Source organism: Peribacillus sp. NPDC056705 (assembly GCF_043656335.1).
On sequence record NZ_JBHTYI010000009.1, the window covers coordinates 167,258 to 179,590 of the forward strand.

The following is a 12,333-nucleotide window of genomic DNA, read 5'->3' on the forward strand; positions in this document are numbered from 1 at the left end:
ACGGACAAAATAGTCATTATGTTCAACGATATCATATCAAAAGTATTCAGTCTTTTCAATTAAATTTTAAATTTTTTAGAGAAAAAATGGCCATCCTCATTAATGGACAGCCACTCTTTCAAAGGGTATTTATTTAAATCAATCAGGTAACGTAAAAAAAGCTTCGCTTTTCCTGGTGTATGGCATCTATCAATTTCATATGAAAATATGTAGTGCACATTGTAAGCATGGTTAAACCAATCTCCCCTATGGATTGATCATTTTTCCTGTAATTTATTTAAAATGATTGTGGCCAAAGCATCGATGAATTCAGGTTTAACATTGGGCATATCCGGCCTATAGTAGCCTGCACCAATCTCTTCCGTCACAACCTTACATTCATAATCGTTATCATAAAGAACTTCAAGGTGCTCGGCAACAAAGCCAACAGGAATATAAATGAAAGCTTTATAACCTTTTGTTTGATGAAGATCTCTGGTTAAATCCTGTACATCGGGTCCCAGCCATGGTTCAGGTGTTTGTCCAGCGCTTTGCCAGCCTACTGCATAATTGGTAACGCCTGCGCCTTCAGCAATCATGTCTGCCGTTTCTTTCAATTGATTTGGATACGGATCTCCTGATTGCAGGATTTTTTCAGGGAGGCTATGTGCCGACACAATCAAAGCGAAGTTATCGCGTTCTTCCGAGGTCATTTTCCCGATTACTTCTTTTACTTGGTCTACCCAATATTGAATGAATTTCGGCTCATCATACCAGCTTTCAACGGAAGTGATGGTCAGGTCCCCCAATTTAGCGGCTTCATCCTGGGCACGTCCATTATAAGACTTCACGCTGAATGTTGAAAAATGCGGTGCCAATACTATACTGACCGCTTCTTTGATTCCATCTTCATGCATTTGTTTCACTGCATCTTCAACAAAAGGTTCAATATGTTTCAGTCCAAGATAAGCCTTGAATTCAACTTCCTCCTGAACGGAATTCAATTCCTTTTCAAGGGCTTCAGCTTGTCCTTCCGTTATTTTTGCAAGCGGGGATAATCCACCAATCGCTTCATATCTGCCTTTTAGGTCGGCAATCAATTCATCGCTTGGCCGTCTCCCATGACGAATATGTGTATAATATCTTTCAATATCCTCTTCAGTATATGGAGTACCATAAGCCATGACTAAAAGGCCCATTTTTTTTCTTGACATGGAATTACACCTCATTTAAAGATTTCGTTCTTTTATTGTGCATCCAACTAAGGAATTTTAGCAAATGGTTCGCTCACCTTACTTCATTTTTGATGAATATTCATGAATGAAAGCAGTCAGCCTCTTCAGCGTTTCCGGATTTACGGAAGGGAAAACCCCATGTCCCAGATTAAAGATGTAGCCATCCTGTTCCATGCCCTGATCCAGGATCCTTTTCGTCCGTTCTTCTATAACATCCCATGATGATAAAAGAAGGGCAGGATCAAGATTACCTTGTACCGTTTTCTGTATTCCCATTTGTCTTGCTTCTGTAATTGGCAGTCTCCAATCGAGCCCTACTACATCAATCGGAAGATCATTCCACTCAAGTGCCAAATGACTTGCGCCGACCCCGAACATGATTAGCGGTACATTTTCTTCACGCAATGAAGAAAAGATACGAGTCATGATCGGCTTGATGAAAACGCGGTAATCTTCAACGTTCAAAGCACCTACCCATGAATCAAAGATTTGGATGGCACTAACGCCGGCTTTAATTTGTGACTTGACATATACAATGATCATATCCGCTAGCTTATCCATTAATGCAAACCAGGCCTTTGGCTCGGAATACATGAAAGCTTTCGTTTTATTGTAGTTTTTGGATGGGCCGCCTTCAATCATGTATGAAGCAATGGTGAACGGTGCCCCGGAGAAACCGATCAAAGGAACGGACAATTGCTCCGTGGTCAATAATTTAATCGTGTCCAACACATAAGGGATATCTTTCTCTGGGTTCAATTCACCTAATTTTTCAACATCTGTCACCGATTGGATCGGGTTGGCTATGACTGGACCGATTCCAGACTTAATCTCAACATCCACACCAATGGCTGGTAGCGGTGTCATTATATCTTTATATAAAATCGCAGCATCTACGTCATATTGTTCGACTGGCAATCTAGTCACATAAGCGCATAATTCCGGCTGATGAGTAATCTCAAAAAGGGAGTACTTCTCTTTCAACTTACGGTATTCCGGCTGTGAACGGCCAGCCTGACGCATATACCAAACAGGCACATGATCCGTTTTCTCTCCTCTTGCAGCTTTTAAAAATGTATCATTCGTAATTTCCTTAGACATTAATATCCACCTTTCAAGCAATCACGTTTCTATTTTTATTCATTACCTACATAGAATATCAGAAGGATGTTGAATTTCAAATCGAATCTCCTTAAACTATAGCCTTTTCTATAATAGAAGTATAGCCAACCTATTTATTTGTCAGAAAATCGACTTTTTTTATAAGTATCTTACCGGTATCAAAGTCTATTGGTTAGATTGAAAATGGTAAAAGCAATATTGATTGGGTAAAATGGGTATACAGGTACTATATAGATATTGGAGGGGAATTTATGAATGTATTCATCACATCAGGCAGTTTCAATTTTTTGAAAAGCAAAAAAGATAAGCATCCGAATGAAAATATATTACTTATGCAAAACCCAGACACTACAGTACTTTTACATGAAACGGAAGGTAAAACGATCTTCAGCTCTCCACGCAAGTATGAAGTAGTTGATGGGAAAGGGACCCTTCAGGATCATGGGTATGTAGTCATGAACAATATACCGGTCAGTGAAGAAGGAAGGCCGGTATTCGAACATCGTTTTAAAAACAGGGCAGGATTCATTGAAAATGAACCAGGTTTCGTCGCACTTCGTGTACTGCGGCCAATCAACTCTGAAACTTATGTAATCTTAACGATTTGGGAGAAACAAACCGATTTCCTGCACTGGAAGAAATCCAGTTCTTTTCAGAAGGCGCATATCGGCGACTCCAAAGCTCCCGTTACGAATTCCAGCCAGAAGATGTTTTCAGGTGAACCTTATGTAACGCAGTATACTTTGGTGAAGGATTCTGAAGAATAATCCATTCTTGCTCTATAAGAGGCCCATCCTCATGGATGGGCCTCTTTGAATTCATAGTAATACAGAGCGTTATTTGGGACGGCCCAAAAGTCATATGAACCTATAACCTTCCGACAAATTCCTTCTTTATTTCCGGGGAAATGCAACGGGTATTTACAATTATTTTATCTGAATCCTTCTTTCAAAGTACTTTAGCCCGGGGTATTTATATAATTTAAACAAGGTTAAAATATATGCCGCTCCTAATGCAAAGCCTGCCAGGATATCAGTTGGAAAATGGACTTTCATAGCGATCCTGCTGACCCCTATTAGCAGAACCAGACTAACGAAACCGAGCCCCACTGCCCATTTCAAATAGTTGCCTTTAATTTCTTTCATGATTAAATAAGCAACCATACTGAAGAAAATAAGGCCCACCATTGCGTGGCCACTTGGAAAACTGAAGCCAGCCATCTCCATTAAATGATTTTCTGGGCGCACTCTTTTAATATGATTTTTTATCCACTCATTTAATACATCACCCCCGGCCATACCGATAGAGAAGATGGCCATGGTCCAATAATCCTTCTTTATTATCCACAAATATAGAACACAAAATAAGCTTCCAAAACCAATGAACTTGGATTTCCCAAGATGGATAATGGACTTGAAGAATGTGAACGAAAAAGTATTCTCACCTACGGAAATAAGTTTCGTAAAATATGTATCGAATGCTAAAGGCTTCCCACTCTGGACTTCTTGCATCAAAAAAAAGAATAGCAGCAAGCAAATCAAAACCATTGCAATCCAGGAATATTTAATCATGATATATATCTCCTCAAGGTATTTAATTCACTTTGGATCTTTCAGAATATGATATACTATTTACAATTAATCCAATCATTAGGAGGCGAAAAATGATACAGCGATTACACGATCTTCTAGATGGTTCATATGAAGAAATGGTTTCCATCAGACGTTATCTCCATCAACATCCCGAACTTTCCTTTCAAGAAACACAAACGGCTTCCTTCATCGCTGGATATTATAAAAAAATTGGAATCGAACATCGGACGAATGTAGGCGGTAATGGTGTTATTGCCAAGATAACAGGCAATAAGCCTGGTAAAACCGTGGCTTTGCGCGCTGATTTCGACGCCTTACCCATTCAGGATGAAAAAGAAGTTCCCTATAAATCTTGCGTACCCGGGGTAATGCATGCGTGTGGACACGATGGCCATACAGCGACACTCCTTGTCCTTGCAAAAAACCTGAATGTTCTGAAGGATGAGCTCGAAGGTGAATATATATTTATCCATCAGCATGCTGAAGAATATGCTCCAGGAGGTGCCAAACCGATGATTGAGGCTGGCTGCCTTGATGGGGTGGATGTAATTTTCGGCACCCATTTATGGGCCACGATCCCTACCGGAACAGTCCAATACGCATATGGACCCATTATGGCCGCTGCCGACCGTTTTGAAATCACCATTCAAGGGCAGGGCGGACATGGAGCCCAGCCGCATAAAACCCGTGATGCAATCGTAGTCGGCTCCCAGCTAGTCACGGCCCTACAGCAAATCGTAAGCCGCCGACTTAACCCAATAGATTCTGCAGTCATTACCGTCGGTTCCTTTGTAGCGGATAATGCCTTTAACGTCATTGCGGATAAGGCTAGAATAATCGGAACCGTCCGCACTTTCAAGGAAGATGTCCGTTCATTCATAAGCGAAGAAATGGAGCGGGTTGTTAAAGGAACCTGCCTAGCTGCCGACTGCACTTATGAATATCAATACTTTCAGGGTTATCCAGCTGTTATTCCACATGTTGAGGAAACTAAATTCCTCATCGAAAGCACTGAATCCGTCAAGGAAGTTTTAATTACAGAGGAAATTGACCCGGATATGACAGGTGAAGATTTTTCTTATTATTTACAAAATGTGAAAGGTACATTCTTCTTTACGGGGGCCAAGCCAAAAAATGAACATACATATCCGCATCATCATCCTTTGTTTGACATCGATGAAAAAGCGATGCTCATTGCAGCCAAGATATTAGGCACTGCAGCTGTAACCTATCACAATAAGAAACAATCATCGCAAAAGGGGAATGAATCTTTATTACGGTAAAGAGTAAGGGACGGGTTCTCCCCCGTCCCTTACTCTTTTAGAAGTCTGATTCGGTAACAATTGACAGCCGTCTCCCCAAGTTGTTCCAACAAATGATGGTTTGCATATGCACCGACAGCTGCCCCAAACCCTGGGACTAGCTGGAACATTTTGATGACATCGATGTGGTCGCGATATTCCTGCTGAAATTCTTGCCAGTCTATTTCCGGCCATTTCCCTGATTCCCATTCTTCTATTACCCGTAATGTTTCCAGTTTTTTTTCCTCACTCGAAAATGCCATCTGAAAGATATGGAGTATGAACAGGCGTTCCTCATATTTATTTGGATCAAAACCATATATACGGGATATTTCGAATAATAACTTCATCTTGATGCTAAGCAGTAATGGGAAATCGGCCAATCCAATCAAAAGCCCTGCAGCTCCTGTTCCCGCACCTTCTATAACGGCCGTTTTCCGATAGGCCGTTACAGTTTCCGCAACCCATTCTTCTTTTTGCTGTAAGGATAGAAGCACTACATTTTTTTCTTTAGACATATATTTTGAACCTGATAATACGGCCTCAATCATCCCTTTAATACTATCAGTAATCATTTTGTGCACTCGGTCTGGGATATAACTATTCATTTTGATTTGCGCCTTTTTGGACAACCGCTCAAGCTTGCCGGTTTTCTTGGCTACTTTCTTTTTCCATGATATTAGTTCCGATAATGCCTTTTGTCCATATTCATCCATCAGTTAACACCTCCGTTAAATATGTATATACCACATATGAGGCTTTTAGTTTCAATTTTCATTTCTTAAAAGAAAAAGCTGATTTTATGAAAAATCAGCTTCTGTTTAAAAGTTTTTAATTTTCTTTGCTGCATAAATTTTAAAACCGAGCAAGAAAACAAGCCCCATTGCCAAGGCGGCTACAGCGGACATCCATTCCCCTTTTACCAGGAGGATCAAAACGAAGACAAGGTCCTCAAATAATAGGAAATAAGAAATTAGCTTTATGACTGCAGATTCTCTCATTTTTGCTGGCAATGGATACAATGAGACCCATACCTTCCATTCATGAGCCTTCCATACCGGCAGCAGTTGCAGGGCTGTCATGAATAGGAACATGAAGGTTACAATCAAATGTGCCCATATGTTAGTGAATACGCTTAAAATCACTGACCCAATGATAGTCAAGCGAAAACATAGTCCCACATAATCATTCGATCGCAACAGAGTACGGGCATAAAGATAGGTATACGTTGATTTTTCACCATACGGAATGAATGATAATAGCCAGTCCAGCCATTTCCTTCTTGCTACCTTTCCTTTCAAATGGGGAACATCAGTAAACATGTTTGCTATTCGATAGAAAGAATTCATCCTCTTGTTTTCCAGCTCCACCAGCCGTTCCCACTTAAGCACAAATCCTTTAGTTGCGCTTCGGTAATACATGTAAAGTCCTAACAATAATAAAAATGTTATAAGTGCAAACAGTATATTTGCCCTCGAACAGATGAAATAAAGAATCACTCCGTTAAGTAAAAAACGGATGAAAGAGTCCCAATGGCTCACTGATGTATCCTGATATTTCAACACCTGCCAGCGCATGGTTAAATTCAAGAACTTCAAAATAAGCAAAACGACAAGGATGATTCCAAGGTCAGTGCCTCCTGCACCCGTGACCTTCGAATACATCGGAATGGATGCAATGAGGACAACCAGAAGAATAAACCCCTGCATGACCCAACTTAATATCAGTGAATTCTTGAAATAGCTACTCAACTTCGTTTCAAGCGGAAGCAGGAATACCGTATCAGGTTCTTTCAAAAAAGTATTAATCGGGCTTCTGGTCACAATGATCGATAAAACAAAGGCCATGATCAATTCAGCAGGGAAATCACTGTCCAATGTCTTCACCCAATCACTGTAATAATAGGCCAAACCACCAAGAACCAATACCATGACAAAAACTAGATGGCCATTAAAAATATAGCGCAGATATTTTTGCGTTTCATTTATATAGCCTAAATATCTTTCCTTCCAGAGATTTTGACTATTCATGACCGATTTCTTCTTTCGTCAATTGAATATATAAATCATCAAGAGTTGCCCCCGGCATGGAAAATTGTTTGCGAAGCTGCTCAAGATCGCCTTTTGCCCGAATCTCCCCATTATGCAGGATGATGAAAGAATCACAATACCTCTCGGCTGTCGCCAGTATGTGTGTAGACATTAAAATTCCCGCTCCGCTCTCTTTCATTTTCCTCATCAAATCGAGCAGGGATTGAATGCCTAATGGATCAAGACCTACGAAGGGTTCGTCGACGATATATAATGACGGCTGTACTAGAAAGGCGCACATTATCATGACCTTTTGCTTCATTCCTTTTGAGAAATGGGCCGGAAACCATTTAAGCCTTTTTTCCATATGGAATTCCTTTAATAGAACGCCCATCCTTTCCTTATATGTGGCTTCCGCCAAACCATGTGCCATGGCCGTAAGCTTTAAATGCTCCTCAAGTGTAAGCTCATCATACAAGATTGGCGTTTCTGGAACATAAGTGAATTGTTTCCGATATGTATCCGGGTCCTGTGCAAGAGTTTTTCCATGAATCGAGACACTTCCGCCTTTCGGCTCCATAAGTCCGATGATATGTTTAATTGTCGTACTTTTCCCAGCCCCATTGAGCCCAATTAACCCCACTAGCTCATTTGGTTGAATGTCAAAACTTATTCCCTTTAAAACGGGCGTTTTCGTATATCCACCCACTAATTGCTTTATTTCCAATAAGGACATATAAACGATCCTTTCTATATAGAGGTTCTCATTTCCATTTTATCAAATTCTCCTGCTTTTATATAGTCGAGTGTTCCCGGAACTGAATTTCCATAAATAACTAATTATATTTTCCCTGCTTGGTGGTCATCATAAATAAGGAAGAAGGGGTTAGTCATTACGTGTGATTCACATCATATTGTAAATGAGGTGTCAGTTAAAGACGTATTACACTGAAATACCCAAATGTTTTATTACAAATGATTTACATCATATTGTAAATGAGGTGTCAGTTAAAGACGCATAACTGAATTAAACCAGAAGCTTCATTAAAAAAATCGTTTCGAGCAAGGAGATGGTTCTCTTGCACGTAAAAGCAGAAAAATCATTCAATAATTATCAATTATGCTTTGAAAGTTGATGAAACTTTAAAGATATAGGAGATGGTTGCTTTGAATGGAAAATCTCTAATCAGATAATAACCATATTTTACTAAACCGTAGATGAGGTGTTTGTCGCAGAGAATTTATGCTAATGCGAATTTTGAAGCAAAAACCCCTTTTTCAACAGGCAGGGTGCAACTTATGTTGCATCCTGTTTTTATGATTTTTCCTTTTCCCAAGGATTCAAGCTATGGTACGATTAACCAAATACATTTATTTAAAGGGGCGTTTTTAATGAGTGATTGCATTTTTTGCAAAATAATCAATGGGGATATCCCAAGTTCCAAAGTTTTCGAAAATGAACATGTATTGGCCTTTCTCGATATCAGTCAAGTAACAAAAGGCCATACGCTGGTAATACCTAAAGTACATAAGGAAAACCTTTATGAGTTGACACCTGAGATTGCCAAGAACCTTTTTGAAGTGGTGCCGGAAATTGCCCGCGCCATGAAGCAGGAATTCCAACCTGTAGGCCTGAACCTTCTAAATAATAACGGTGAAGCCGCAGGACAGTCCGTTTTCCACTTTCATATGCATTTGATTCCTCGGCATGGTGAAGGAGACGGCTTTGGGGCTGTTTGGAAAACGAATACGAGCGACTATACACCAGATGACCTGAAACAAATCGCCGACTCCATTGCACAGCATTTAAAATGAGACCGTGATGGTCAATGCAGGTTTCTTTTTCCTCTCGTTATAGCTTTTGGCTCTTTTCGTTAAGATTGTTGTTTTTAAAACGAGACTATTTAAGGTTGATTGGAGTGGAAGTGCGAGACTCCTGCGGGAGCAGCGGGACAGGTGAGACCCCACAGGCGTTTACGCCGAGGAGGCTCACCGCCCGCCCCGCGGAAAGCGAGCATCTGAAGGGGAAATCAACCACACCGCTTTACTTGGTAAATAGCAACAAAGTATGCGAAAACAGCCTATCTTTTAAAAGGATCGGCAATTGAACGCTAGCTCACGCTGGTTGCATGAAAAACAAAGATCCCGATTTGGTCCCCACACAAAGTGGAGGACCTTTTTGCATTGGCCCTCATCAAAACGAAATGTCCCCTAAAATTCTAAATTTTCCTCCTATTGAATTTAGTTTTCTGGTAGGATATATGAATAGTCCCAAATACTTTATCGCATAGTCGCATAGGAGGAAAAAAATTGAAACGTGCACGCAATTTTAACGCTGGGCCAGCCGCCCTTCCCTTAGAAGTTTTACAAAGAGCCCAAAACGAGTGGTTGAATATTGAGGATTCAGGTATGTCGGTCATGGAATTAAGCCATAGAAGTTCGGAATTCGAAAAAATTCATAACCATGCCATTCAATCATTAAAAGAACTCTTGGAAATTCCTGAAAATTATGAAGTTCTCCTGCTTCAAGGAGGAGCAAGCCTACAATTTTCCATGATTCCCATGAACATTTTGAATGATGGGAAAAGGGCAGATTATGTCCTAACTGGTTCTTGGTCGGAAAAGGCATTAAAAGAGGCCAAAAGGGTTGGTGAAACGGCTGTTGTCGCTTCATCCAAAGATGAAAAATATACGTTCATCCCTAAAGTCGAAGACATCCAATTGAATGATGATGCTGCATACCTTCATATCACAAGCAATAATACGATTTACGGAACGCAATGGAAGGACTTCCCGGTAACAGGCGGCATTCCTTTAGTTGCTGATATGTCAAGTGATATTCTCAGTAAAAAAATTGATGTTAGTAAATTCGGCATCATCTATGCGGGTGCACAAAAGAATCTGGGGCCATCGGGAATCACGGTCGTTATCATCCGTAAAGATTTAATTACGGATAATGACAAAATCCCATCCATGATGAACTATTCTATCTATTCGAAAAATAACTCTTTATACAACACGCCTCCGACATTGGCCATTTACTTATTGTCCCTTGTGTTGGATTGGGCAAAAGAACAGGGCGGCGTTGAAAAGATTGCTGAAGTCAATGCTGAAAAAGCAAAAGTCATTTATGATGCCATTGACGGCAGCGATGGTTTTTATAAAGGCCATGCCCTACTGGACAGCCGTTCATTAATGAATGTGACGTTCACGCTTCCGTCAGAAGAAGCGGAAGTACAATTCCTTAAAGAGGCAAAGCAAGCCGGATTCGTAGGACTGAACGGTCACCGTTCCATCGGTGGCTGCAGAGCATCCATCTATAATGCTGTCCCTCTATCCCATTGCCAGGAACTTGCGGATTTCATGAAGAAATTCCAGGAATCGTATAAAGCGAAGGAAGCTCAAATCCTTTAATTCAAACAAATATAACTTCTAAAAAAATAGGTCTTATGATATACTATTTTAAACTTCTTGCAACAGGCAATAGTGCATTGTTGAAGAAAAGATGTTAGTTGAGATGAGAATAGGAGAGATGAGTAAATGAAAACGAAAACCCTTGTGTCACTGTCCCTATTAATCGGGATTGGGGCTGCCCTGCATTTTATCGTACCTGGATTCTTCCTTGGAATGAAACCGGATATGATGCTGTTGATGATGTTTTTGGCGATTACCCTGTTTCCCGCGAAGAAGAATGTTTTCATTGTCGCCCTGGCTGCTGGAGCCATCTCTGCCATGACGACTACATTTCCTGGTGGACAGATTCCAAATATCATAGACAAATTGGCAACAGCCTTTCTGTTTTACCTTTTATTCATCAGTCTTAAGAAGTTTTCAACATCCGTTGTCACCGTTAGTATCTTGACTGCCGTAGGAACAATGATTTCCGGCGCTGTCTTCCTTGGTTCGGCTTATTATATCGTTTCCCTTCCAGGGCCTTTCGTTGCACTTTTCGGCGCTGTTGTACTTCCTGCCGTACTGTTAAATACAGTTGCGATGGTCATCATTTATCCAATTGTGAACGGCATCGTAAGAAAATCAAATATACCCATTAATGCTTAAGCAGCAGGATCATCATACCTAAAAAGGCACCGGAATATCCGGTGCTTTTTTTTCCAATCTTATGAATCTGGAACTCTAGTCAGAATCATCCTTCATCTGTCAGTGAATCAATATCCACATAAACCAAATGAAAAGCAGTAAAACCCCGGGGAGGCCCATAGCGAAGGCTCTAGCCTGGAGCACCCTCTTAGGCGGATAGATGCCAGGAGTTTTAGCTCGCCTTAGAAAATACCCCATTCCGCACATGCATACCAGACCTAATAAAAAAATGATTTTCATTCTTTACCCACCAGTGCCATCCATGTTCCGACAGCTTGTTTTTATTATCTATATGCTGCTCTTCCCTTTATATGAAGCAATATTATTAAAGCTTCAAGTTATTTTTAAATATTATATATTTACTCTCTAAGTTTAAAAAAATATTTTTGTGATATAAAGATAAAATGGTCGATACTCTTCCATAAGGATGAAAATTATGGTATTTTGATATCAATAGTATTTCTCTCCCTATTTATCATAATTTCCAATTGATGCTTTTTTCAGCAGGGATTCAGACCATGGAAAGCGAAAACATAATATAAAATGAGGTGATCCTAATGAAAGCAAAATCATTACTAATTGGCTTTTTGACCGGAACAGTAGTAGCTGGTGCGGCAACCTTACTTTCAACACCAAGTTCAGGTAAAGACCTACGGACCCGCATCAAAACGAATACCGAAGATATTAAGAATACAATTGATGAGTTAAAGGTAAAAATGCTAAATATTAAAGATGACACGATGGAAGCTTCACAAATCAGCAAAGAAACGGTAAAAACGTTCATTTCGGATGTTCAGGTCGTCATCGAGAACTGGAAGCGGGAAATCGAACCCAATAAAAATGAATTATTGAAGAACGTTCAAGAAATTGAAAATTCATTGAAAGAATTGGAAGCGGCCACCCCTTCTTCAAAAAATTAATAGCTGACATCGTCACAAAATCTTGATTCTCCATTTTTCCCAATAAATTACATGAT

At 40.1% G+C, this 12,333-nt stretch carries 13 protein-coding genes; 6 read left to right on the forward strand and 7 right to left on the reverse strand.

Annotation, left to right across the window (positions count from 1 at the left end):
• Window positions 1-257: 257 nt before the first annotated feature.
• Both hemH and hemE read right to left on the reverse strand, forming a co-directional pair.
• Window positions 258-1,193, reverse strand: a complete 936-nt coding sequence (gene hemH, locus ACFRAK_RS14250; RefSeq protein ID WP_387596404.1) for a ferrochelatase — start codon at window positions 1,191-1,193, stop codon at window positions 258-260.
• A 78-nt stretch (window positions 1,194-1,271) separates the two neighbouring features.
• A complete protein-coding gene (gene hemE, locus ACFRAK_RS14255) occupies window positions 1,272-2,315 on the reverse strand; it encodes a uroporphyrinogen decarboxylase (RefSeq protein ID WP_387596407.1) in 1,044 nt (347 codons plus the stop codon).
• 272 nt (window positions 2,316-2,587) lie between these two features.
• Between hemE and ACFRAK_RS14260 the strand changes: the two genes are divergently transcribed.
• The gene (locus ACFRAK_RS14260; RefSeq protein WP_387596410.1) at window positions 2,588-3,103 is read left to right on the forward strand and encodes an antibiotic biosynthesis monooxygenase family protein; all 516 of its coding nucleotides are present in this window, start codon (window positions 2,588-2,590) and stop codon (window positions 3,101-3,103) included.
• A gap of 159 nt (window positions 3,104-3,262) precedes the next feature.
• Here the strand turns inward: ACFRAK_RS14260 and ACFRAK_RS14265 are convergent, their stop codons facing one another.
• Window positions 3,263-3,907 carry a phosphatase PAP2 family protein gene (locus ACFRAK_RS14265; RefSeq protein ID WP_387596413.1) on the reverse strand — a complete coding sequence of 215 codons (645 nt, stop codon included), beginning with the start codon at window positions 3,905-3,907 and terminating at the stop codon, window positions 3,263-3,265.
• 92 nt (window positions 3,908-3,999) lie between these two features.
• Here ACFRAK_RS14265 and ACFRAK_RS14270 point away from each other — a divergent pair, with 92 nt between their 5' ends.
• Window positions 4,000-5,211, forward strand: coding sequence for a M20 family metallopeptidase (locus ACFRAK_RS14270; protein ID WP_387596416.1), 1,212 nt, complete (start codon window positions 4,000-4,002; stop codon window positions 5,209-5,211).
• A 29-nt stretch (window positions 5,212-5,240) separates the two neighbouring features.
• On the opposite strand, the gene ACFRAK_RS14275 is transcribed toward ACFRAK_RS14270, so the two are convergent.
• From ACFRAK_RS14275 to ACFRAK_RS14285, 3 genes are all read right to left on the reverse strand, one after another.
• The gene (locus ACFRAK_RS14275) at window positions 5,241-5,945 is read right to left on the reverse strand and encodes an EcsC family protein (protein WP_387596419.1); all 705 of its coding nucleotides are present in this window, start codon (window positions 5,943-5,945) and stop codon (window positions 5,241-5,243) included.
• 105 nt (window positions 5,946-6,050) lie between these two features.
• A complete protein-coding gene (locus ACFRAK_RS14280; protein WP_394571903.1) occupies window positions 6,051-7,259 on the reverse strand; it encodes an ABC transporter permease in 1,209 nt (402 codons plus the stop codon).
• On the reverse strand, window positions 7,252-7,995 hold the full coding sequence (locus tag ACFRAK_RS14285; protein ID WP_192203642.1) for an ABC transporter ATP-binding protein: 744 nt from the start codon (window positions 7,993-7,995) through the stop codon (window positions 7,252-7,254). The genes ACFRAK_RS14280 and ACFRAK_RS14285 overlap by 8 nt, the downstream gene beginning before the upstream one ends.
• 656 nt (window positions 7,996-8,651) lie before the next feature.
• Between ACFRAK_RS14285 and ACFRAK_RS14290 the strand changes: the two genes are divergently transcribed.
• The 3 genes from ACFRAK_RS14290 (at window position 8,652) to ACFRAK_RS14300 (ending at window position 11,318) form a co-directional block, all read left to right on the forward strand.
• A complete protein-coding gene (locus ACFRAK_RS14290; RefSeq protein WP_387596425.1) occupies window positions 8,652-9,074 on the forward strand; it encodes an HIT family protein in 423 nt (140 codons plus the stop codon).
• Window positions 9,075-9,569: 495 nt separating this feature from the next.
• Complete coding sequence (gene serC, locus ACFRAK_RS14295; RefSeq protein ID WP_394571905.1) at window positions 9,570-10,673, forward strand: 3-phosphoserine/phosphohydroxythreonine transaminase; 1,104 nt, start codon at window positions 9,570-9,572, stop codon at window positions 10,671-10,673.
• A 126-nt stretch (window positions 10,674-10,799) separates the two neighbouring features.
• On the forward strand, window positions 10,800-11,318 hold the full coding sequence (locus ACFRAK_RS14300; RefSeq protein WP_076367276.1) for a tryptophan transporter: 519 nt from the start codon (window positions 10,800-10,802) through the stop codon (window positions 11,316-11,318).
• 99 nt (window positions 11,319-11,417) lie between these two features.
• Here the strand turns inward: ACFRAK_RS14300 and yhzF are convergent, their stop codons facing one another.
• Window positions 11,418-11,597 carry a membrane protein YhzF gene (yhzF, locus tag ACFRAK_RS29820; protein ID WP_483878287.1) on the reverse strand — a complete coding sequence of 60 codons (180 nt, stop codon included), beginning with the start codon at window positions 11,595-11,597 and terminating at the stop codon, window positions 11,418-11,420.
• A gap of 317 nt (window positions 11,598-11,914) precedes the next feature.
• Between yhzF and ACFRAK_RS14305 the strand changes: the two genes are divergently transcribed.
• Window positions 11,915-12,277 carry a YtxH domain-containing protein gene (locus ACFRAK_RS14305; protein ID WP_387596431.1) on the forward strand — a complete coding sequence of 121 codons (363 nt, stop codon included), beginning with the start codon at window positions 11,915-11,917 and terminating at the stop codon, window positions 12,275-12,277.
• The last annotated feature ends 56 nt before the right edge of the window (window positions 12,278-12,333 follow it).